Here is a 23043-nt window from a genome sequence, read left to right as displayed (position 1 = left end):
GCCCGCCGACGCCGGGGAGTGCGGGACCGACGGTGCCGATCTTCGACTTGTCGGCGAGGTTCACCGTCGCCGGTGCCGTCGTCTCGGTGAGGCCGTAACCCTCCAGGATCACGACGCCGAGGCTGTGGAAGAAGTGGCCGAGCCGCGGGCCCAGGGGAGCGGAGCCGGACACCGCGTAGACGATGTTGCCGCCCATGGCCGCGCGGAGCTTGCTGTAGACGAGCTTGTCGAACAGCGCGAACTTGATCTTCAGACCGAAGGGGATCTTCTTGCCCTCTTCGAGCAGACGCGAGTGCTCGATCGCGGCTGCAGCAGCGGCACGGAAGATCCTGCCCTTGCCGCCGGCTTCCGCCTTCTGCTCCGCCGAGTTGTAGACCTTCTCGAACACGCGCGGCACGGCGAGGAGGAAGGTCGGCTTGAACGAGCCCAGCGCCGGCAGCAGCTGCTTCGTGTCCGGCTGGTGGCCGGTGCGCACGCCGGCATGGATGTTCAGGTGCGAGATGAACCGGGCGAAGATGTGCGCGGTGGTGATGAACAGCAGGGTCGACGCGCCGGGGGTCTCCACGACGGCGTTGAGCGACTTGGCGGAGTTGCGGCACAGCTCGACGAAGTTGCTGTGCGTCAGCACGCAGCCCTTCGGGCGACCGGTCGAACCGGACGTGTAGATCAGTGTCGCGATGTCGGATCCGACGGCGATGTTGCGACGGCGCTCGATCTCCGCGTCCTCCACGGCGACGCCGGCAGCGGTGAGAGTGTCGATGGCCCCCAGATGCAACTGCCACACCTCGCGGATCAGCGGAAGATCGCCGCGGACCTCGTCGAGCTTGGCGAAGTGGTCCGCGGACTCCACGATGAGCGCGGTCGCCCCGGAGTCTTCGAGGATCCACTGGATCTGCGACGGAGAGCTGGTCTCGTAGATCGGCACCATGACGGCCCCGGCGTAGAACAGCGCGAAGTCGACCAGCGTCCACTCGTACGTGGTGCGCGCGAGGAAGCCGACCTTCTCTCCGGGCTGGATGCCCACGGCGACGAAGCCCTTGGCGAGGGCGATCACCGCGGTCTGGAAGTCGGCGGCGCTGATGTCGCTCCAGCCGTCGCCGGCCGGCACCGAGAACAGTGCCCGGTCGGGAGTCGCTTCGACGCGCTTCACGAGCAGGTCGGTGATGTTCGCGTCGGGATCAGCAGGGACGATCGCGGGAACTTCGAATTGAACCACGGCAACTCCTTCGGTACCGGTCGGGCACGGGTTTCCCCTGAGTCTAGGGCACATCCGTCCGTGAATCGGGTCAATTTTGGAATTGAGTCACGCGAAAGCTGACACTCAGTCGCGCCTCCTGGGGCGCGCTTTCACGAGTGTCATGACGGATGGTGCCGAGCCCGGGGATAGACTTCGTGACGATGTTCTACTGGCTGATGAAGTACGTCGTGATCGGCCCCGTGGTCAAGGCGATCTTCCGTCCCTGGATCGTGGGTCGCAGCAACGTGCCCCGCAACGGTGCCGCGATCCTCGCGAGCAACCACCTGTCGGTGTCCGACTCGGTGTTCCTCCCGCTGCTGATCGACCGGCCGATGTCCTTCCTCGCGAAGAGCGACTACTTCACCGGGCGCGGGCTCAAGGGCTGGGCCACGAAGTACTTCATGAAAGCCACGGGCCAGATCCCCATCGACCGCTCAGGCGGGAAGGCGTCCGAGGCCTCGCTGAACACGGGGCTTCAGGTGCTCGGCCGAGGAGACCTGCTCGGGATCTACCCGGAGGGCACACGCAGCCCGGACGGGAAGCTGTACCGCGGTCGCACGGGAATCGCGCGGATGGCGCTGGAAGCGAAGGTTCCCGTCATCCCAGTGGTCATGGTCGACACGGACTCGGCGATGCCGATCGGTCGCACCGTGCCGCGGATCGTCAGGGTGGGCATCGTCATCGGCGAGCCGCTGGACTTCTCACGATTCGAGGGCATGGAGAACGACCGCTACATCCTGCGATCGGTCACCGACGAGATCATGGTCGCGCTCCAGCGTCTGGGGGAGCAGCAGTACGACGACGTCTACGCCTCCTCCGTGAAGGACCGGCTTCCGCAGCGCTCCTGACGGCGAACCGGGGCGTCTCCGGCCAGTAAGCTGGGAAGATGCCTCAGCAGCTCGACGCCGCCCTGGATGCCTGGCGTGCACTCCCGATCAAGCAGCAGCCGTCCTGGCCCGATGCCGACCGCGTCGCAGACGTGTCGGCGCAGATCGCGGGGCTCCCGCCTCTCGTGTTCGCCGGTGAGGTCGACAACCTCCGCGACCGCCTTGCACGAGCGGCCTCCGGACAGGCGTTCCTGCTGCAGGGAGGCGACTGCGCAGAGACGTTCGCGGGAGCCACTGCCGAGCAGATCCGCAACCGGATCAAGACGGTGCTGCAGATGGCCGTCGTGCTCACATACGGCGCGTCGATGCCGATCGTGAAGATGGGCCGTATGGCCGGGCAGTTCGCCAAACCGCGCTCCAGCGACTCGGAGACCCGCGGAGACATCACGCTGCCCGCGTACCGCGGCGACATCGTGAACGGCTACGACTTCACCGAGGTCTCCCGCCAGGCCGACCCGGGTCGACTGCTGCAGGGGTACCACACGGCAGCGTCCACGTTGAACCTGATCCGCGCGTTCACGCAGGGCGGATTCGCCGACCTGCGCGAGGTGCACTCCTGGAACAAGGGCTTCGCGCAGAACCCCGCCAACCAGCGGTACGAGCGGATGGCATCTGAGATCGACCGTGCGATCAAGTTCATGGAGGCCGCGGGCGCGGACTTCGACGAGCTCAAGCGCGTCGAGTTCTTCACCGGCCACGAGGGTCTGCTGATGGACTACGAGAGCCCGATGACGCGCATCGACTCGCGCACGGACACGCCGTACAACACCTCGGCCCACTTCCTGTGGATCGGGGAGCGCACGCGCGACCTCGACGGCGCGCATGTCGACTACTTCTCGAAGATCCGAAACCCCATCGGCGTGAAGCTCGGGCCGACCACGACCCCTGAGACCGCACTCGCGCTGATCGACAAGCTCGACCCGAACCGCGAGCCGGGCCGTCTCACGTTCATCACCCGCATGGGGGCGGGCAAGATCCGTGACGCGCTTCCCCCGCTTCTCGAAGCGGTGCGCGAGTCAGGTGCGCAGCCGCTCTGGGTGACCGACCCCATGCACGGCAACGGCATCACGACTCCCACGGGCTACAAGACGCGCCGCTTCGACGACGTGGTCGACGAGGTGCGCGGCTTCTTCGAAGCCCATCGCGCGGTGGGCACCTTCCCCGGCGGCATCCACGTCGAGCTCACCGGAGACGACGTCACCGAGTGCCTCGGCGGGTCGGAGCACATCGACGAGGCCGCTCTGGCGACGCGCTACGAGAGCCTGTGCGATCCGCGACTGAACCACATGCAGAGCCTCGAACTCGCGTTCCTCGTTGCCGAGGAGCTCGAGAAGCGCTGAGTCTGCGCCTCTGCCACGGCATCGATCGATGTAGCGGATGCTGACCCGTCCAGTGGATGTCCGTCCGCGGGCATCTCCGGAAGAAGTAGCGAACCTAAGTCACCTCGAGCTGCAGGATCGGTGCGGGTCGCGACGTCAGCCAGTCGCGAATATGCGTACTTCAGTGCCGCGTTTGTGCTCGGATCCGACTGCCGGATCCGTGCGCGCCGCTGTGAAGATATCCCAGACGAGTTCAGGCGCGGCTGTCACTGCTTGGAACCCGGCTTCTTCGAGCTTCGCAATCGCGTCGCGAAGACTTAGGCCAGCCACTTCAGGGACCGGAATTGGTTGTGGACCGATGGATACAACGAGCGTCATCGTGTCGCCGGGCCGCCAGTTCGCGCCATCCTCGCGTTCGTAGGTGCTGATGACACGTCCCTCTTCGACGTCGTCACTGAACTCCTCGACTGTGGTCGTCTGTATGTCCTTCTCAGCCAGCGCCGACGACGCATCGGATGCGGTCATGCCCACGACATCGGGCAGACCGCCCAGAGAGACGATCAAGTGTGCGGTGTCGGCCTCGAAGACGTTGCATCCCTCACCGCATCCGACGTCGTCGCCGCCGGCACGCGGAGTGACACTGGCGTTGATCACGATGCCTTCGTCTGCTCGTGAGTAGAGCAGCAGGTCATCGTCTGAGACCGCGAGACCGAGATCCTTGAGGTAAGCGCGTGCCTCGTCAGCAGTCTTGCCGTTCAAAGGCTCTACAGCACGCGGCGCTGGACCCGTGGAGACAAAAACGCTCACTTCCGTGCCGCTGTCCAGCCGCTCACCGGCCGCGGGGTCGGTACGAATGACGACACCAGGGTCGATATCGACCGAACTCTCCTCCGCGGCGACAGGGACGAAGCCCTCGCCGGACAACGCGGCAGCTGCCTCGTCATAGCTCTGCCCTGCGACCTTCGGAACCGCCACGAGCGAACCGGGTCCTGACCCGAACCACCAGCCGACGCCACCGGCGAGGACCGCGAGCAGCAGAACGAGTGCCAGCAGGAATGCTCCGCGCGCACGGCGCTTCGACGTGCGCCGTCGCAGCACGGTCGCGTTGTCGAGCGGCTGTGACGGCGCCTGCGCCGGTGCATCGTCGATCACCATCGTCGACGGCATGACCTTGGTCAGGTCGCCCGAATCGCCCAGCGAGCGGATCGGCGTGGTCGCCGTCGTGACGGCCGCGGGGGAGACGCCGAGGGACCGCTCGATCTCCCGCAGTCGATCGAGCATCTCCTGCGCATCGTTCGGGCGCTCGTCCGGCGACTTCTCGGTCGACCACAGCACGAGTTCGTCGAGCTGCTCCGGCACACCGGGGTTGCGCGCACTCGGGCGCGGCACCGACTCGGTCGCGTGCTGGAAGGCGATCTGCATCGGCTGTTCGCCCTTGTACGGCTGCTCGCCGACGAGCATCTCGTACAGCATGATGCCGAGCGCATAGATGTCGCTGCGCGCGTCTGCAGTGCCGCGGGTGACGAGTTCGGGGGCGAGGTAGGCGATGGTGCCGAGCAGCTGCTGGCCCGTCGCGGTGTTCGCCGTCGTGGCGCGGGCGAGGCCGAAGTCACCGATCTTGATGCGGCCGTCCTCGGCGAGCAGCACATTCTCCGGCTTCACATCGCGATGCACGATGCCCGCCTTGTGCGCTGCTGCGAGGCCGGCGAGGATCGCGTCCATGATCGTGATGGTCTGCGCGATCGTGAGCCGGCGCTGCTCGCGCATCAGCTCGCGCAGCGTGATGCCGGGAAGGTATTCCATGACGAGATAGGCGAGTTCGCCGTCCTGGCCCTGGTCGAAGACGTTGACGACGTGCGGGTCGGCGAGCCGCGCGGCCGCGCGCGCCTCCTGGATGAACCGGCTCTGGAACACCGAGTCGTCGCTGAGATGGCCGTGCATCACCTTCAGCGCGATCCTGCGTTCGAGACGCAGATCGGTCGCCACGTAGACCGTGGCCATTCCGCCGCGAGCGATCCTGGCACGCACGCGATAGCGGCCGTCGACAAGCCGCCCGATGAGGGGATCAGCCTGCTGATTGGTCGTCACGTACAGAGTCTATGAATAAGTGGCTGACAGACCGCGGAGCGGCTCACCCTTTAGGCGATCGGATCGGCTGGGAATCAGCCATACAGCGCGATCCACTCGTAGGCCTGAGTCTCCCACTGGGCGTAGCGGTCCGGGTAGGCCGAGATCTGCACGGCCTGCGCGGCATCCTTGAAGGCCATGCCCTCCCAGCCAGCGATGTCGAGAAGGCCTCGGGTCGTCGTCCCGTTGGGGTCGTGCGCGCCGCCGTAGAAGACGCGGATGCTGCGATCGCGGTCCATGATCTGATCGGCCGTGCCCCAGCCGGTGCTCGGCCGCTGCTGGAAGAGGCCCAGCGAGTCGCGGTCTCCCCAGTCGAGGTTGCGCAGCCATGACTCGACCATGGACGTCGCCAGGGCGATCGCGATACCGCGATCGGACACGCCGAGCTCGCGCCCGATGCGGATGATCATCGCGGCGTTCTCCGCCTGAGGTGCGTTGAGCACGGCCGTCCGGGCCGGCGCGGTTGCGGCCGGCGCGGATGCGGCGGGCGCGGTCGTGGCCGCCGGCGCAGGCGCCGAGATGGCGATGCTCTGCCCCGGGTAGATGATCGACGCGGCGCTCAGGCCGTTCGCCGCGTAGATCGTGCTGACCGACACTCCGTGCTTCTGCGCGATGGCGAAGACGGTGTCGCCCGCCACGACCGTGTGCGTCGCGCCCGAGGGCTTCGGCGTGACGGCGGCGGGAGCCGCGGTCTGCGCCGGTGCCGCAGCGGGCGCTGCGGAGATCGTGATCGTCTGCCCTGGATAGATCACCGACGCGCTGCTCAGTCCGTTGGCGGCGAAGATCGACGCCACGGACGTTCCGTGCTTCTGCGCGATCGCGAAGATCGTATCGCCTGCCACCACGGTGTGCGTCGTTGAAGTGGAAGCGGGGGCGGCAGGAGCGGGCGCGGCAGGAGCGGGAGCGGAGGCCGGCGCCGTCACCCTGAGCGTCTGACCCGGGTAGATCACCGAGCGCCAGCCGAGACCGTTCCAGGTGAGCACATCGACCGTTCGCAGTCCGAAGCGCTGCGCGATCGAGAAGACGGTGTCGCCGTCCTGCACGGTGTAGTTCGTCGGATTCGTGGTGGCGGGCAGTACCCGCGGCAGTGCGGTGAGCCGGCTCTCCGAGCCGCGCTCAGCGGGTACCGCAGCGTGGGCCGGCGCGGCAGCGATCGCGCTTGCGAGCACGCCGAGGACGGCAGCGGGAACGCCGAGCTGGACGTATCCGGCATGGCTGTTCATCGTGTTCGGTCTCAAGGTTTCCCCCCCTTTGCTGACCCTGAAACGCTGACACGTATGTATACAGATGTCAATCAAAGTGGCTGATGTGACTGAAGTGATAGAAGTTCTGATGTGCGATGGGACGCCGAAGGTGAGATAGTCGAGACGTGTCTGAGACTGCCCCTGAACCCACGGCCATCGAGTGGCTGACGATGCCCGAACTCGTCGAGAGGCTCGACGAGCCGCTGGGGCGCGTGCGTCGGATGATCTCCGAGCAGTACCTGGTCGGATCGAGCAGGAACGGCGTCTTCGGCGTACCAGCGCAGTTCATCGTCGACGGTCACCCGTTGTCGTCGCTGCGCGGCACGATCATCGTCCTCACGGACGCCGGTTTCACCGATGACGAGGTGATCGACTGGCTGTTCTCTGAAGAGGAAGAGCTCGGACGGACGCCGATCGCAGCGCTCCTCGACGGACACAAGAGCGCAGTGCGCCGCGTCGCACGCACCCTCGCCTGAGCGGGCTCAGGCCGAGCGCACGGTCGCCGCGCGCGCGAGTTCGCGCAACTCGCCGACTGCCGCGTAGTCGAGTCGTGCCCCGGAAAGGGCGCGGTCTGCCTCCTGCGCATATGAGGTGATCAGCTCTTCGACCCTGGCCAGCGCCCCGGATTCTGCGATCGTCGCCTGCAAGGACGACACCTGATCTGCGGTGAGCGTCGGATCGCCGAGGAGTTCGTCGAGCAGGCGGCGCGCTGATGCATCCAACCGCTCGCGGGTGAAGGCGATGAGCACGGTGCGCTTGCCTTCGCGCAGGTCGTCACCGGCGGGCTTTCCCGTGACGGCGTGGTCGCCGAACACGCCGAGCACGTCGTCGCGCAGCTGGAACGCCATGCCGATCGGCCGCCCGAAACGGCGCAACGACTCCTGCTGAGCTCCATCAGCGCCCGCGAGCAGCGCGCCGAGCAGAAGGGGCTGTTCGATGCTGTACCGCGCCGACTTCAGCGACACCACGCGCAGTGCACGATCAGCATGATCCGCGACGGGGTTGACCGCCCACGCCGATTCCTCGGCGATGTCGAGGAACTGGCCTGTCGTGACGTCGCGACGCATGCGGGCGTACTCGCTGCGCACGGCCGGGGCGTGCACGGCATCCGACAACGCCTGCTCAAGGAGGTCGTCGCTCCACGCGACGAGGAGATCCCCCAGGAGGATCGCGGCGGCGCGCCCGAACGACTCTGCGTCCCCCGACCAGGCGAGCGACCTGTGCTGCTGCTCGAGCGCGCGGTGCGCCGCAGGGCGTCCGCGCCTGGTGTCCGAGTTGTCGATCAGATCGTCGTGCACGAGCGCGGCGGACTGGAAGATCTCCAGGGCGGCGCAGAGATCCCACAGGGCGTCCGTCTCGACGGCGTCATGATCGGAGAAACGCGCCACCGCGCGCCAGCCCGCGTGGCAGAACCGCGCTCTCAATCGTTTGCCGCCGCGCAGCGTGGCCGCCGCGGATGCGATGAACATCGCGGCATCCGGACCGTATTCGTCCGACTGCGGTCCGAGGGCGGCGAGGAAACGATCCAACCGAACGGAGACGGCGTCCTGGACAGGCGTGGAGGAGGGCACGATAATCAGCTTAGGTTCTCAGCCGATAACTAGCCTCGGCGGTTTTGCGAGCGTAGAATGAAAGACACTGAACCAAGGGGGGCGTCATGCCACTGTCTGAACAGGAGCAGCGTCTGCTCGACGAGATGGAACGCCATCTCTTGCACAACGACGCAGACATCGTAACCGCGCCCTCCGGCGATCGCACGCTCAGCTACCGCAACCTCGTGTACGGAGCCGTCCTGCTGCTCGTCGGCATCGGCGCTCTCGTCGCCGGTGTGGCGCTCGGCGGCCAGCTCGGCGCTGTCGCGAGCATCATCGTCGGAGTGATCGGGTTCGCCGCGATGGTGGCGGGCGTCATCCTCGCAGCCACACCGGTACGTCGAGTCGGTGGCACCCCTCGTCCCAAGACCGGAGCATCGACGAAGCCGCCACAGACTTCGGCCTCATTCATGGATCGTATGAACGACCGATGGGATCGTCGCCAAGACGGTCGCTGACCTCTCCGCTTTCACAGCCCGGATGCATTGAGCATCCGGGCTTTTTCTTTGTCCGGGCAGCGTTCGATGCCTCGCCGACGCGCCTGAGGCGCGATCTCCCTCCACCTTCCTCCACGGCCGTCTCCCGCTGATCGTGCCCGGAATCTCGGGGCTCTCTGACGGCCGCGGTGCGAGATATGCCATGCTCTACTCGTTTGCTCATATGAAAGTGGAGCAAAGTGGAGTAAAGTGGGGGACACCTCGAAGTTGGCCGGACACAGAGGGGGTGATGGCCGATGTTGCTGGGAACGCATTCACCGAAACTCGACGACAAGGGCCGAGTCATCCTGCCGGCGAAGTTCCGGGAAGACCTCGGTGGCGGCATCGTCGTCACCCGTGGTCAGGAACGATGCCTGTACGTCTTCAGCACGGCCGAGTTCGAGGCCATGCACGAGCGGATCCGGCAAGCACCGCTCAGCAACAAGCAGGCACGCGACTTCCTGCGCATGTTCCTCTCGGGAGCAAGCGCGGAGATGCCCGACAGTCAGAACCGCATCACCATCCCCGGCCACCTCCGCCAGTACGCGGGGCTCGAGAAGGAGCTCATCGTCACCGGTGTCGGCGCACATGCCGAGATCTGGGATGCCGCGGCGTGGAACGACTATCTCGCCGCCGGCGAGGACAACTACTCAGAACTCGAACAGGAGGTGATTCCGGGACTCTTCTGACCTCGACTGTGATGCCCCGCCGCTCCCGCCCCGACACACTTCCCCGGTGCCGGGTCGAGAAGCGGAGGGGGATCAGAGTCGAAGGTCACCCGAAAGATCATGAACCTTCGCGACATCCACACCCCGGTCCTCCTCGAGCGCTGCATCGAGCTGCTGGCACCCGCCCTGCAGCACGACGGAGCGGTGCTCGTCGACGCGACGCTCGGCATGGGCGGGCACTCCGAGGCGCTGCTCGAACGATTCGACAACATCCGGTTGATCGGTCTCGATCGCGACACCGACGCCCTGCGCATCGCCGGGCAGCGGCTCGAGCGTTTCGCGGACCGGATCACGCTCGTGCACACGGTGTACGACGAGATCGGGATCCACGCGCATGGCGCGTCGGGCATCCTGATGGACCTCGGCGTCTCGTCTCTGCAGCTCGATGAGGCCGAACGCGGGTTCGCCTATTCGAAGGATGCTCCGCTGGACATGCGCATGGACCAGACGAAGGGCACCACAGCGGCCGACGTCCTCGCGACGTACAGCGAGGGCAACCTCCGCCGCATCTTCGAGCGCTACGGCGAGGAGAAGCTCGCCGCACGCTACGCCCGCTTCATCGTGCAGGCCCGTGACGCGACGCCGCTCGTACGTTCGCAGGATCTCGTGGACCTGCTCCAGGCCGCGACACCGGCCGCCGCACAGCGCGCCGGCCACCCGGCCAAACGCGTGTTCCAGGCGCTGCGCATCGAGGTCAACTCCGAGCTCAGTGTGCTCGCCGATGCGATCCCCGCGGCGATGGACGCCCTGGCCGTCGGCGGACGGATCGTCGTGATGAGCTATCAGTCGCTCGAGGACCGCCTCGTGAAGCAGGCCTTCGCCGCAGCATCCGCCTCCACCGCTCCCGCGGGCCTCCCCGTCGAGCTTCCGCAGCATGCGCCGCGCTTCCGCACCATCACCAAGGGTGCCGAGCTCGCGAGCGACGAGGAGAAGGCCCGCAACCCCAGAGCCATTCCGGTGCGACTGCGCGCCGCCGAGCGAATCCGGGAGGCAGCATGAGCCGCCAGGCCACTGCAGCGCTGCTGCCGGAGCCGATCGCTCCCGCGCCGCGCGCGCCACGGAGGCTGAAGCCCGTCACCGCTCCGGCGCGGCGGGGCAAGCCGAAGCTCGCGTACGCACTCATCGCGCTGGGGGGAGCGGCAGCGATCGGCATCGCGCAGATCGGCCTGTCGCTCGCGATCACCCACGACTCGTTCGAACTGGCGGAACTGACGTCGCAGCAGCGCGAGCTGGACCTGCAGGCGAGCGCCCTGGAGGACGAGCTGGCGGGGACGAGCTCCCCGCAGCTGCTCGCGATCAAGGCAGCAGAGCTGGGGATGGTCGTCGCCGGCTCGGCGTCGTACCTGCGTCTGAGCGATTCCGCCGTTCTGGGCGCGAACACCGGCGCGGACGGCCTGTCCACGATCGATCCGAAGGGAACCGGCGCAGTGCACAACGCACTGCTCGAGCAGAAGACGCCCGTCGCCGCGACGGAGGACGACACCGCTGCATCCGCTGACGGCACCACCGAGACCGTGGATCCGAATCTTCCCCCGCCCATCACCGACGGACTCCCGAGCCCCACCACCCGCTGAACACCGATGGAGAGAGTGAAATGACGACACGAGCCACTCGCGGCCCACGGCGCCGTACCGTCGTCGCACTCGCGGTCATCCTCGCGGTGCTGTCGGCCTTCGTCGTGCGCCTCGTCGACATCCAGGTGGTCAGCGCCGACGATCACGTCGAGGACTCGCTGCAGGTGGGCCAGCTCGGCTCGACGGTGACTCTGCCGGGCAGCCGCGGATCGATCGTCGATGCGAACGGCACTCTGCTCGCATCCAGCATCACGGTCTACGACGCGCAGCTGGACCCGAAGGTCATGAAGCTGCTCGAGGACAACACCGAGAACCCGCCGAAGGTGGCCTGGTCCGACGCGGCCGATCAGATCGCGGCGATCACCGGGCAGGACGCGGAAGAGATACGGACAGGTGTCGCGGAGACGGTCGCGGCGGATCCGAGCTCGCAGTACTACCCGCTGAAGAAGGGCCTCAGCACCGAGAAGTATCTGGAGCTGCGCGAGCTCGGTCTCGTCTATCTGCACATGAAGCCGCGCGAGACGCGTGTCTATCCGAACGGCGCCGTCGCCGGCAACATCATCGGCTACGTCGACAGTGCGGGAGCCGGCCAGTCCGGTGTGGAGAAGCTCGAGACGCAGTGCCTCTCGCCCACCGACGGGGAGCGCACGTATCTGCGGGGCAAGGACGGCAACGTCATCCCCGGCAGCGACCGCACAGTCGACGCCCAGGACGGCGGATCCGTGCAGCTGACGATCAACAGCGATCTGCAGTGGTACCTGACGCAGATGATCGCTGAGGAATCGCAGAAGATGGGCGCCCAGTCGGGCACAGTGACGGTCGTCGAGGTGAAGACCGGAAAGATCAGGGCGGCCGCGGAATGGCCGTCGCTCGCCCCCAACGACCTCAACGCCTCGTCCCCGGAGGACTGGGGCACCAGGCTCTTCACCCACACGTTCGAGCCGGGTTCTCCGTTCAAGGCGATCACGGCCGCCGCCGTGCTGGATTCCGGCGCAGCCGACGTGACCACGACGGTGACCGCGTCGAGCAGGGAGACGTTCCCCAACGGCGCCGTCATCAACGATGCCTTCGTGCACGGAGCGGACAACTACACGCTCGCCGGCGGACTCATCGATTCGTCGAACGTCACGCTCTCGAAGTTCGGCACGATGATCGACCCGCAGGTGCGATTCGACTATCTGCAGAAGTTCGGCGTCGGCGAGAAGACGATCGGCTTCCCCGGCGAGGAACCAGGCGTCCTGCACCCGGCATCGGAGTGGGATGCCCAATCGTTGTACACCACGACCTTCGGACAGCACTTCACGGTCACGGCGCCTCAGCTCGCCGGCGCGTATCAGGCGCTCGCGAACGGCGGCGAGAAGATCGACCTGTCGCTCATCGAGTCCTGCACGGATCAGGACGGCGAGGTCGTGAAGCCCGACGCCCCCGAGCGCGAGCAGATCATCTCGGGGTCGACTGCCGCCACCGTGAGCAGGATGCTGGAGAACGGGGCCGTGCAGGGTGGTCTGTCGGAGATGATCGAGGTTCCCGGGTACCGCATCGGGATCAAGACCGGTACCGGTGAGGTGCCGGACGGGAACGGCGGGTACAAGCAGGGACTGTACTTCACGAGCATGGTGGGCTTCGCTCCGGTGGACGATCCGCAGTACGTGGTGGTGGTCACCCTCGATCAGCCGACTAAGGTTGTATCGTCCACCGCCACGGCATCCGCCTTCCAGCAGGCGATGACACAGGTGCTGAAGACCTACCGTGTCTCGCCCTCGACCGTCCCGATGGACGAGCTGCTTCCCAAGTTCAACTAGCCGGCACTGAGCCGCGCATGGAGATTTCATGATCGCCCTGACGCTTGCCGAGATCGCCGCGATCACCGGTGGCGACCTGCGTCTCGCAGACCTCGACACCCCCGAGACCACTGTGTCGGGCGTCGTCGACACCGACTCGAGGAACATGACCGCCGGCGGCGTGTTCATCGCCAAGCCCGGCGCCGAGACCGACGGGCATCGCTTCGTCGCAGCTGCGGCGCACGGCGGTGCGGCAGTGGCGATCGTCGAGCACATCGTGGATGCCCCGGTGTCGCAGATCGTCGTGCCGGATGCCGTCGCCGCACTCGCCGTCCTCGCGCGTGCCGTCGTCGCTCACGTGCGCGCCGAGGGCGCGTTGAAGATCGTCGGCATCACGGGTTCGAACGGCAAGACGACCACCAAGAACCTGCTCGCCCGCATCCTCGAGGACGAGGGCGAGACGATCGCACCGATCAACTCGTACAACAACGAGGTCGGCGCACCCGTGACCATGCTGCGCGTCACGGACACCACGCGGTACCTGGTGAGCGAGTTCGGTGCGGCGGGCCCTGGCAGCATCGCTCATCTGGCGGGACTGGTCGAACCGGACGTCGCGGTCGTCCTCATGGTCGGCATGGCCCATGCCGGCGGCTTCGGCGGTATCGAGGAGACCGCCAAGGCGAAGGCGGAGCTCATCGCGGCCTCGCGCCCTGGTGGCATCGCGATCCTGAACATCGACGACTCGAGGGTCGCCGGCATGCGTCACGCCGCTGTGACACGCGGCATGCGCGTGGTCGGATTCGGCCAGGATTCGTCCGCCGACATCCGCGCGACCGACGTCCAGGTGGCCGCGGACGGCACCAGGGCGACGATCACCACATCGGAGGAGAGTCTGCCCCTGCACCTGAAGGTGCTCGGTGCCCACCACATCACGAACGCCCTCGCCGCGATCGCCGCCGCGGGCGTCCTCGGTGTGCCTCTCGCCGATGCGATCGCGCGGATCGAGACGGTCCAGGTCGCCGAGCGCTGGCGCATGCAGCCCCTCGGGAACGATCGCGTGCGCATCATCAACGACGCCTACAACGCCAGCCCCGACTCCATGGCGGCTGCTCTGCGGACGCTCGCCCAGATCACCGGACCCGACGAGCGCACGGTCGCCGTTCTCGGCGCCATGAGCGAACTCGGCGAGAGCGCAGGGGAGGAGCACGACAGGATCGGGCTCCTCGCCGTCCGCCTGAACATCCGCCGCATCGTCGTGGTCGGTCCCGAAGCGCGCCGCCTCTACCTCTCCGTCGTCGGAGAGGGCTCCTGGGACAGCGAAGCCGTGCACCTTCCCGACCAGGACGCGGCCTACGAATACCTGCGCACCGAGCTCCGTGACGGAGATCGCGTGCTCGTGAAATCATCCAATTCCGTGGGCCTTCGGCATCTCGGCGATCGTCTGGGAGAATTGTTCTCGTGAGATCACTCCTCATGGCGGCTGCGATTTCGCTCGCCTTCACCCTGTTCCTGACTCCTGTCTTCCTCCGGCTGTTCCGCCGTTGGGGCTGGGGGCAGGTGATCCGCACCCCCGAAGACATCGCGAATCCGAGCCACAGCGCCAAACGGGGCACGCCGACCATGGGCGGTCTCATCTTCATCGTCGGCACGATCGTCGGCTACTTCGTCGGCGTCTACGCCGGTGGCAGCGAGCCCGCACTGTCGGCGCTCCTCGTGCTCTGGCTCATGATCGGCTTCGGAGCCGTCGGCTTCATCGACGACTACATGAAGGTGAAGTCCCAGCGCAGCCTCGGACTCTCCGGGTGGCGCAAGGTGATCGGCCAGCTCGTGGTGATGATCCCGTTCGGGGTGGTGGCGCTGAACTTCCCGAACCAGTTCGGTCAGCGGCCGGCGAGCGGCTACGTCTCGCTGTTCCGCGACATCACCTGGCTCGACATGTTCGCGTTCGGTGTCGTCATCGGGTGGATCGTGTACCTGATCTGGATCGCCGTGATCGGCATCGCCACGTCCAACAGCGTGAACCTCGCCGACGGTCTCGACGGTCTCGCATCCGGCGCCGGAGTGTTCGTCGTCGGCGCCTACAGCCTGATCGCCTTCTGGCAGTTCAAGCAGTCGTGCGCGAGCATCGGAGTCGATCCTGGCACGCTCGACGCGTGCTACGAAGTGCGGGATCCGTTCAGCCTCGCGATCGTGTCAGCGTCCTTCGCCGCAGGCCTCATCGGATTCCTCTGGTGGAACGCACCCAAGGCCAAGGTCTTCATGGGCGACGTCGGCTCGATGGCGATCGGCGGCGTCATCACCGCGATGGCGATCCTCACGCGCACCGAACTGCTCCTCTTCGTGATCGCCGGCGTGTTCGTGCTGTCATCCGGATCCGTCATCCTGCAGCGGCTGTACTTCAAGATCACCCGCGGCAAGCGGCTGTTCCTGATGAGCCCGTTCCATCATCACCTCGAGATGCGCGGCTGGTCGGAGATGACGATCGTCGTGCGCCTGTGGATCATCGCGGGTCTGCTCGCGGTCTCCGCGGTCGGCCTGTTCTACGTCGAATGGCTCACCGGAGTCGACGGATGAGCGACGCGCGTCTGGATGCCCTGACCAGCTGGCACGCGGATTGGAAGGGCCTGCGCGTCGCGGTGCTCGGCCTGTCGGTCACGGGATTCTCCGCAGCCGACACACTCGCCGAACTCGGCGCGGACGTCCTCGTGCTCTCGGAATCCGCCGCGGAGGAGTACGAGCGCCTCATCCCGGTGATCGGCGCGCGACTCGAGCTCGGCGCACTCGGCGAGGTGCCGCAGTCGCTGCGCGACTTCGATCCTGAGGTCGTCGTCGCATCACCAGGCTTCTCGCCGTCGCATCCGATCATCCGATGGACGCAGGATGAGGGAATCGCCCTGTGGGGCGATGTCGAACTCGCCTGGCGCGTACGCGACAAGGTCGTGCGCCAGGACGGGACCGCCGCGGACTGGGTGCTGATCACGGGCACCAACGGCAAGACGACGACGACGCAGCTCACCGCGACGCTGCTCGTCGAGGGCGGCCTGCGCGCGGCGCCGTGCGGCAACATCGGCGTCCCGGTCCTCGATGCCGTCCGCGACCCCGCCGGCTTCGACGTTCTCGTCGTGGAGCTCTCCAGTCATCAGCTCTGGTACATCGGTCAGAGCACGACCGCAGGCGAGCTCGTGCCGTATGCCTCCGTGTGCCTGAATCTCGCGGACGATCACCTGGTGTGGCACGGCAGCGCCGAGGCCTACCGAGACGCGAAGGCGTTCGTCTACCGGAACACGCGCGTCGCCTGCGTGTACAACAAGGCGGACGCCGCGACGCGGATCATGGTCGAGGAGGCCGACGTCACCGAGGGAGCACGGGCGATCGGGTTCGACCTCGGAGTACCGGGTCCGAGCGACCTCGGCGTCGTCGACGGCATCCTCGCCGACCGCGCGTTCCACCCTGACCGCACGCACAGCGCTCTCGAGCTCACCACGATCTCGGATCTCGCGGAGGCGGGGCTCGCCGCTCCCCACATCATCGAGAACATCCTCGCCGCCAGCGCGCTCGCGCGATCGCTCGGCACCGCGCCGGAAGCGATCCGGCGGGCGCTGCAGACCTTCCGCCTCGACGAGCACCGCATCCAGGTGGTCGCGCGCCACGCGGGCATCACCTGGGTCGACGACTCGAAGGCCACCAACCCGCACGCTGCGGCCTCTTCATTGCGCGCGTACCCCGGTGCCGTCTGGATCGTCGGCGGAGATCTCAAGGGCGTCGACCTCTCAGACCTCGTCGCCGATGCCGGGCGCACCGCCGGTGCAGCGCTCGTGATCGGCGTCGAGCGGGGCGAGGTCGTCGCGGCATTCGAGCGACACGCGCCAGCGGTGCCGGTGATCGAGGTCGTCACTGGCGAGACTGAAGATGTCATGACCCGCGTGGTGGAACTCGCCGCAGGGATCGCTGATGACGGGGGCACGGTTCTGCTGGCTCCCGCGGCGGCATCCTTCGACCAGTTCACCAGCTACGGGGATCGTGGCCGCCGCTTCGCCGACGCGGTGCGCAAGTGGATCGACCGGGGGAGCGCCGATGACACAGGTAGCCCGCCCGACGCGCACTGAGCAGGGACAGCGCCGAGGCCTCGCCGCACGCGTCTCACTGGGCCGCATCTTCACGCCGCCGTCGAGCGAGTTCATGCTCATCGCCTCCACAGCGCTGCTGCTGACCGTCTTCGGGATCATCATGGTGATCTCCGCGACCAGCGCCACGGAATCGGGCGTGATGGACACGGCCATCAAGCAGGCGATGTTCGCCGCGATCGGCATCCCCATGATGTTCCTGGTCAGCCGCCTGCCCGTGTCCTTCCTGAAGAAGATGGCCTGGCCAGCGCTCATCCTCGCGACGATGCTGCAGCTGCTCGTCTTCATCCCCGGTATCGGCGTCGAGAACGACGGCAACCGGAACTGGATCAACATCGCCGGTTTCTCGCTGCAGCCCTCGGAGTTCCTCAAGCTGGCGATCGCGCTGTGGGTGGCGTACGTGCTCCTGCGCAAACGCGTGCTGCTCGGCATCTGGCACCACGTCTTCATCCCCGTCATCCCGGTCTCGCTGCTCGCGATCGGGACGGTCATGGCCGGACACGACCTCGGCACCGTCATGGTGCTGGTGCTGATCCTGCTCGGCTGCCTGTTCTTCGCCGGGGTCAAGCTGCGCCTGTTCATCCTTCCTGTGCTGCTGGGCATCGTGGGCGTCATCGCCTTCGCGGTCGTGAGCCCCGACCGCATGCGGCGCATCTCGGCGGTCTGCTCCGACATGACCAACTACGAGAACGACTGCTATCAGTCGATCCATGCCGTGTGGGGAATGGCGAACGGCGGGATCTTCGGACTCGGTCTCGGCAACTCGCAGGAGAAGTACGGCTGGCTGCCGGCGGCGGCCAACGACTTCATTTTCGCCATCGTCGGGGAGGAGCTCGGCCTCATCGGGTGCCTCGTCGTCCTCGCCCTCTTCACGTTCTTCGCCGTCGGCGCCTTCCACATCATGCGCAAGACGACGGACCCGTTCATCCGCGTCGCGGCCGGTGGCATCACGGTCTGGATCCTCGGCCAGGCCCTCATCAACATCGGCGTCGTCATCGGGGTGTTCCCGGTGCTCGGCGTGCCGCTGCCATTCATGTCGCAGGGCGGCACAGCCCTGCTCGCGGTGCTGTTGGCATGCGGCGTGCTGCTGGCCTTCGCTCGCACGATCCCCGCATCCCCGCGGGGTAAAGTCACCAGGTGACCACGTACCTCCTCGCCGGCGGCGGCACCGCCGGCCACGTCAACCCCCTGCTCGCCGTCGCCGACTCACTGCGTGAGCGCGATTCCGAATCGACGGTCCTCGTGCTGGGGACCAAGGAGGGACTCGAGGCCAGACTCGTGCCCGAACGCGGTTACGAGCTGCTGATCGTCGACAAGGTGCCGTTCCCGCGCCGCCCGAACACGCAGGCACTGGCCTTCCCCGCACGCTTGCGCAGAGCGATCGCGCAGGTGCGCACGCACATCCGGGAGCACGGCGTCGACGTCGTCGTCGGTTTCGGCGGCTACGCATCGGCGCCCGCCTATGTGGCCGCGCGCCGGGAGAAGGTGCCGTTCGTGGTGCACGAGGCCAACGCGAAGCCCGGTCTGGCGAACGTGCTGGGCGCGCGCAGCGCCGCCGGCGTGGGCGTCGCCTTCGAAGGCACTCCGCTCAAGCGCGGCGAGGTGGTCGGCATGCCGCTGCGCCACGAGATCGTCGACCTCGACCGTGCGGCGAGCCGTTCGAAGGCGGCCGAGCATTTCGGCCTGGATGCTGCGCGGCCGGTGCTGCTGGTCTTCGGCGGTTCGCTCGGCGCGCAGCGGCTCAACGAGGCGCTGGCGGACTCATGGAAGGACGTGCTCGCTGCGGGATGGCAGCTGCTGCACGTGACAGGAGAGCGCAGCGACCTCGCCGATCCCGGAGTTCCCGGGTACGTCGTGCGCCGCTATGTCGACCGGATGGACCTGGCCTTCGCGCTTGCCGATCTGATCGTCTCCCGCGCGGGTTCCGCGACGGTGAGTGAGATCAGCGCCCTCGGCATCCCCGCCGTGTACGTGCCGTACGCGGTCGGAAACGGCGAGCAGCGGCTGAACGCCGCGTCGGCCGTGGCGGCAGGGGCTGCGACGCTTCTGGAAGACGGCGGCTTCACCGGCGAGACCGTGCGCGCCGCCGTGGTGCCGATGCTCGCGGATCGTGAGCGCATCGAGCGGATGGCACGGGCGGCGGAGCACGTCGGCACGCGTACCGGAACCGAGAACGTCGTCGCGATGATCGACCGTGCGCTGCGCGCCGCGAATTAGAATGGACAGGACATGATCAGACCTGACCTCTCCCTCCCGATTCCGGAGCAGATCACCGCAGCCCACTTCATCGGGATCGGCGGATCCGGGATGAGCGGACTCGCGAGGATGTTCCTCGACGCCGGCATCCGCGTGTCCGGATCGGATCGTGCGGACAGCGATGCGCTTCGATCGCTCGCCGCCGCGGGAGCCACTGTGCACGTCGGCCACGATGCGGCCCACTTGGGCGATGCCGACACCGTCGTGCACACCGGGGCGATCTGGCCGGAGAACCCCGAGTTCGTCACGGCGAAAGAGCGCGGGCTGCACGTCATCCATCGCTCGCAGGCCCTGCACTGGCTCATCGGAGGGCGACGGCTGGTCTCGGTCGCCGGTGCGCACGGAAAGACGACGTCGACCGGCATGATCGTCACAGCGCTGCAGTCGCTGCGCGTCGACCCGAGCTTCGTCAACGGCGGTGTGATCGAGCAGCTGGGCACGTCCAGCGCCTCCGGATCCGATGACCTCTTCGTGGTGGAGGCCGACGAGTCCGACGGCACCTTCCTGCTGTACGACACGGCGATCGCCCTGATCACGAACGTCGATCCCGACCACCTCGACCACTACGGATCCGATGACGCGTTCCACGACGCGTTCATCCGGTTCGCGGATGCGGCGAGCGAAGCGGTGGTCATCTCCAGTGACGATCCCGGCGCGCTTCGCGTCAAGGCAGGGCTGTCGCACCGCAACGTGATCAGCTTCGGCGTCGCGACGGACGCCGACGTGCGACTCACCGACATCTCGACGGCGGGCCCCGTGGCCGCCACCATCACGCACGAGGACCGCAGCGAGCGCCTTCAACTCGTCGTACCCGGCGCTCACAACGTGATCAACGCGGCAGGGGCCGTCGCCGTCCTGCTGACGCTCGGGCACGACCTCGCCGCCGCCGTGCGCGCCGTCGAAGGCTTCGCCGGTACCGTTCGCCGATTCGAGTTGCACGGCGTGGAGCGGGGGGTCAGCGTCTTCGACGACTACGCCCATCATCCGACCGAGGTGAAAGCGGCCCTCGAGGCCGCGCGCAGCGTCGTCGGCGACGGCCGACTCATCGCGATCCAGCAGCCGCACACGTACTCGCGCACCCAGCACATGTACCGGGAGTTCGCCGAGGTGCTCGAGACGTTCGCGGATCACACCGTCATGCTCGACGTCTACGGGGCGCGTGAAGACCCCGTTCCAGGCGTGACGGGGGCGCTCGTCAGCGACGCGTTCAACGACCAGGAGCACGTGCACTACGTCGCCGACTGGCAGGAGGCCGCCGACTACACGGCGACCGTGGCCCGCGAGGGCGACTACGTCATCACGCTCGGGTGCGGCAATGTGAACCTGATCATCCCGCAGGTGCTGGAATCGCTGCGGCGGACGACCGGAGCCTGAACCGTGCGTCGTCCGGCCCCGCTTCCGACTCCGCCGGAGCAGAAGGCGAAGCCCGAATCCGTCCGCCCATCACGCCGTGCGCGTGACAGGCAGACCGACGCGGGTCCGGCGGCGGAGCCTGTCGCGGTCGTCGACAGCCTGGATGACAAGCGAGCGGATGCCGCGGGCGCAGAGCAGGAATCGCTCGACGGTCTCACCGCGGGAGACGTGTGGCGCGCCGCGCGTGCCAGGCGCAAGGCCCTCCGCGCGGAGATCCGCCGGTTCACCCAGCGATCGAGGCGTCGGCGACTGATCTGGCTCTGCGCGATCGGCGCCGTGGTCCTGCTGATCGGCGGCAGCGTCGCAGCGGCGTACAGTCCGCTCTTCGCCGTCGAGAAGATCACCGTCGCAGGTGCGTCGACGCTGGACGCGGCGGCCGTGGAAGCGGCGCTGGATGATCAGCTGGGAACGCCGCTGGCGCTGGTCAGCGAGAGCGAGGTCAAGGCGGCGCTCATCGCGTTCCCGCTGATCGAGACCTATGCGCTCGAGGCCAAGCCACCGCACGACCTCGTCGTGCGCATCGTGGAGCGCACACCGATCGGCGTGATCGAGTCCGGAGCCGGGTTCACGCTCGTCGATGCCGCAGGCGTCGCGCTGTCCACGACGCAGGATCGCCCTGAGGGGCAGCCTGTGATCGCCGTCGACGGGGGGATCGAGTCGGCTGCGTTCGAATCGGTCGGGCTGGTCGTTCGCTCGCTGCCCGCAGACGTGCGTGCCCTGGTCACCGACGTGTCCGCGTCGACCCTGGACGACGTGACCCTCACGCTGTCGAGCGGTCTGACAGTGGTGTGGGGGAGCGCGGAGAAGTCCGTGGAGAAGGCGAGGACGTTGAGCTCGGCGATGCTGGCGAATCCGAACGCCAGGTCCATCGACGTGTCCTCTCCCGACGTCGTCGTCGCCGGCTGAGCGGACTGGATCGCCACCGCAGACCGTTCTGCACGTCAAAGCGGCGACACGCCCGTGTCGTTGCGCCCGCGCGGCCCCGCGGCGCATACCTTCGATCAAGAGAACGCAATACCGGGAAATACTTTACACCTCTAGTTGAGGTTTAAGGTTCACATTCGTTTCCAGGCTCGACACATCGGAGGCCGGCCATGAGCCAGAACCAGAACTACCTCGCCGTGATCAAGGTCGTCGGCGTCGGCGGTGGCGGCGTCAACGCCGTGAACCGCATGATCGATCTCGGCCTGCGCGGGGTCGAGTTCATCGCTGTCAACACCGACGCCCAGGCGCTGCTCATGAGCGACGCCGACGTCAAGCTCGATGTGGGCCGCGAACTCACCCGCGGTCTGGGTGCAGGAGCCGACCCTGAGGTCGGGCGCCGCGCCGCCGAGGACCACGCGGAGGAGATCGAACAGGCGCTCACCGGCGCCGACATGGTCTTCGTCACCGCGGGTGAAGGCGGTGGAACGGGTACCGGTGGCGCTCCCGTCGTCGCCCGCATCGCCAAGTCGATCGGCGCGCTGACCATCGGCGTCGTCACCAAGCCGTTCTCGTTCGAAGGCCGTCGCCGTCAGAGCCAGGCCGAAGCCGGCGTCTCCAAGCTGAAGGAAGAGGTCGACACCCTCATCGTGGTGCCGAACGACCGTCTGCTGGAGATCAGCGACCGCGGCATCTCGATGATCGAGGCGTTCGCCACCGCCGACCAGGTGCTCCTCGCCGGTGTGCAGGGCATCACTGACCTCATCACGACGCCCGGCCTCATCAACCTCGACTTCGCCGACGTCAAGTCGGTCATGCAGGGCGCAGGCTCGGCCCTCATGGGCATCGGCTCCGCTCGCGGCGCCGACCGTGCGATCAAGGCCGCGGAGCTCGCTGTCGAATCGCCGCTGCTGGAGGCCTCGATCGAGGGTGCGCACGGCGTTCTGCTCTCGATCCAGGGTGGATCGAACCTCGGCATCTTCGAGATCCACGACGCCGCCGATCTGGTCAAGGAGGCAGCGCACCCCGAGGCGAACATCATCTTCGGTACCGTCATCGACGACACTCTCGGCGACGAGGTGCGCGTCACGGTCATCGCGGCCGGCTTCGACGGGGGAGAGCCTTCCCTGCGACTCGACCCGATGGTCGTCTCGCGCCCGGCGGCGGACACCCTGCCCGAGGTCTCCCTCTCCGACGACACGGAGGCACCCGCAGCGGAGCAGCGGCCGAGTGAAGCTCCGCAGCAGCCGGCGCCTCGCATCCCGGCCACCAGCCTCGAGCCCGCTTTCGCGGATGACGACATCGACATCCCCGAGTTCCTGAAGTAGGGGCGCGTTGTCCGACCTCGCTGCGGGGGGGTCCGC

20 protein-coding genes are annotated in these 23043 nt (G+C 67.3%); 16 read left to right on the top strand and 4 right to left on the bottom strand.

Going from position 1 to position 23043, the window contains the following annotated elements; translation table 11 throughout:
* On the bottom strand, positions 1-1216 hold a 1216-nt coding region (locus ACNPNP_RS10405), incomplete at its 3' end, for an AMP-dependent synthetase/ligase (RefSeq protein ID WP_448965948.1).
* A 182-nt stretch (positions 1217-1398) separates the two neighbouring features.
* Here ACNPNP_RS10405 and ACNPNP_RS10400 point away from each other — a divergent pair.
* The gene (locus ACNPNP_RS10400) at positions 1399-2085 is read left to right on the top strand and encodes a lysophospholipid acyltransferase family protein (RefSeq protein ID WP_448966164.1); all 687 of its coding nucleotides are present in this window, start codon (positions 1399-1401) and stop codon (positions 2083-2085) included.
* A 38-nt stretch (positions 2086-2123) separates the two neighbouring features.
* Positions 2124-3464 carry a class II 3-deoxy-7-phosphoheptulonate synthase gene (locus ACNPNP_RS10395; protein ID WP_448965947.1) on the top strand — a complete coding sequence of 447 codons (1341 nt, stop codon included), beginning with the start codon at positions 2124-2126 and terminating at the stop codon, positions 3462-3464.
* Between the two features lie 135 nt (positions 3465-3599).
* Here ACNPNP_RS10395 and pknB read toward each other — a convergent pair whose 3' ends face one another.
* Both pknB and ACNPNP_RS10385 read right to left on the bottom strand, forming a co-directional pair.
* The gene (gene pknB, locus ACNPNP_RS10390) at positions 3600-5531 is read right to left on the bottom strand and encodes a Stk1 family PASTA domain-containing Ser/Thr kinase (RefSeq protein ID WP_448965946.1); all 1932 of its coding nucleotides are present in this window, start codon (positions 5529-5531) and stop codon (positions 3600-3602) included.
* Between the two features lie 74 nt (positions 5532-5605).
* Positions 5606-6808: a LysM peptidoglycan-binding domain-containing protein gene (locus ACNPNP_RS10385; RefSeq protein WP_448965945.1), complete on the bottom strand. Its 1203-nt coding sequence runs from the start codon at positions 6806-6808 to the stop codon at positions 5606-5608.
* Positions 6809-6939: 131 nt separating this feature from the next.
* On the opposite strand from ACNPNP_RS10385, the gene ACNPNP_RS10380 reads away from it, so the two are divergent.
* Positions 6940-7290: an Rv2175c family DNA-binding protein gene (locus tag ACNPNP_RS10380; protein ID WP_448965944.1), complete on the top strand. Its 351-nt coding sequence runs from the start codon at positions 6940-6942 to the stop codon at positions 7288-7290.
* Between the two features lie 6 nt (positions 7291-7296).
* Here the strand turns inward: ACNPNP_RS10380 and ACNPNP_RS10375 are convergent, their stop codons facing one another.
* Entirely contained in the window at positions 7297-8385 is a 1089-nt protein-coding gene (locus ACNPNP_RS10375; RefSeq protein ID WP_448965943.1) for a polyprenyl synthetase family protein, read from the bottom strand.
* Between the two features lie 86 nt (positions 8386-8471).
* On the opposite strand from ACNPNP_RS10375, the gene ACNPNP_RS10370 reads away from it, so the two are divergent.
* The 13 genes from ACNPNP_RS10370 (at position 8472) to ftsZ (ending at position 23007) form a co-directional block, all read left to right on the top strand.
* On the top strand, positions 8472-8864 hold the full coding sequence (locus ACNPNP_RS10370; protein ID WP_448965942.1) for a DUF3040 domain-containing protein: 393 nt from the start codon (positions 8472-8474) through the stop codon (positions 8862-8864).
* Positions 8865-9139: 275 nt separating this feature from the next.
* Positions 9140-9571, top strand: coding sequence for a division/cell wall cluster transcriptional repressor MraZ (gene mraZ, locus ACNPNP_RS10365; protein WP_230103047.1), 432 nt, complete (start codon positions 9140-9142; stop codon positions 9569-9571).
* A 99-nt stretch (positions 9572-9670) separates the two neighbouring features.
* Positions 9671-10609: a 16S rRNA (cytosine(1402)-N(4))-methyltransferase RsmH gene (gene rsmH / locus ACNPNP_RS10360; protein ID WP_448965941.1), complete on the top strand. Its 939-nt coding sequence runs from the start codon at positions 9671-9673 to the stop codon at positions 10607-10609.
* Positions 10606-11184 (top strand): cell division protein FtsL, encoded by a 579-nt coding sequence (ftsL, locus tag ACNPNP_RS10355; protein WP_448965940.1) that lies wholly within the window; start codon positions 10606-10608, stop codon positions 11182-11184. Before rsmH ends, ftsL begins: the two co-directional genes overlap by 4 nt.
* 20 nt (positions 11185-11204) lie before the next feature.
* The gene (locus ACNPNP_RS10350; RefSeq protein WP_448965939.1) at positions 11205-12986 is read left to right on the top strand and encodes a peptidoglycan D,D-transpeptidase FtsI family protein; all 1782 of its coding nucleotides are present in this window, start codon (positions 11205-11207) and stop codon (positions 12984-12986) included.
* A 28-nt stretch (positions 12987-13014) separates the two neighbouring features.
* Positions 13015-14427: a UDP-N-acetylmuramoyl-tripeptide--D-alanyl-D-alanine ligase gene (locus ACNPNP_RS10345; RefSeq protein WP_448965938.1), complete on the top strand. Its 1413-nt coding sequence runs from the start codon at positions 13015-13017 to the stop codon at positions 14425-14427.
* A complete protein-coding gene (mraY, locus tag ACNPNP_RS10340) occupies positions 14424-15539 on the top strand; it encodes a phospho-N-acetylmuramoyl-pentapeptide-transferase (RefSeq protein ID WP_448965937.1) in 1116 nt (371 codons plus the stop codon). The genes ACNPNP_RS10345 and mraY overlap by 4 nt, the downstream gene beginning before the upstream one ends.
* Complete coding sequence (murD, locus tag ACNPNP_RS10335; RefSeq protein WP_448965936.1) at positions 15536-17071, top strand: UDP-N-acetylmuramoyl-L-alanine--D-glutamate ligase; 1536 nt, start codon at positions 15536-15538, stop codon at positions 17069-17071. Before mraY ends, murD begins: the two co-directional genes overlap by 4 nt.
* Positions 17040-18230, top strand: coding sequence for a putative lipid II flippase FtsW (gene ftsW, locus ACNPNP_RS10330; RefSeq protein WP_448965935.1), 1191 nt, complete (start codon positions 17040-17042; stop codon positions 18228-18230). The genes murD and ftsW overlap by 32 nt, the downstream gene beginning before the upstream one ends.
* Entirely contained in the window at positions 18227-19306 is a 1080-nt protein-coding gene (locus ACNPNP_RS10325; RefSeq protein ID WP_448965934.1) for a UDP-N-acetylglucosamine--N-acetylmuramyl-(pentapeptide) pyrophosphoryl-undecaprenol N-acetylglucosamine transferase, read from the top strand. Before ftsW ends, ACNPNP_RS10325 begins: the two co-directional genes overlap by 4 nt.
* Before the next feature lie 12 nt (positions 19307-19318).
* Complete coding sequence (murC, locus tag ACNPNP_RS10320) at positions 19319-20719, top strand: UDP-N-acetylmuramate--L-alanine ligase (protein WP_448965933.1); 1401 nt, start codon at positions 19319-19321, stop codon at positions 20717-20719.
* A gap of 3 nt (positions 20720-20722) precedes the next feature.
* The gene (locus ACNPNP_RS10315; protein WP_448965932.1) at positions 20723-21664 is read left to right on the top strand and encodes a cell division protein FtsQ/DivIB; all 942 of its coding nucleotides are present in this window, start codon (positions 20723-20725) and stop codon (positions 21662-21664) included.
* Positions 21665-21852: 188 nt separating this feature from the next.
* The gene (ftsZ, locus tag ACNPNP_RS10310; RefSeq protein WP_448965931.1) at positions 21853-23007 is read left to right on the top strand and encodes a cell division protein FtsZ; all 1155 of its coding nucleotides are present in this window, start codon (positions 21853-21855) and stop codon (positions 23005-23007) included.
* Positions 23008-23043 lie beyond the last annotated feature (36 nt).

Source organism: Microbacterium xerophyticum (genome assembly GCF_053543555.1).
Note: the sequence above shows the minus strand (reverse complement) of the source record. Positions and strands in the feature narration are given on the sequence as shown.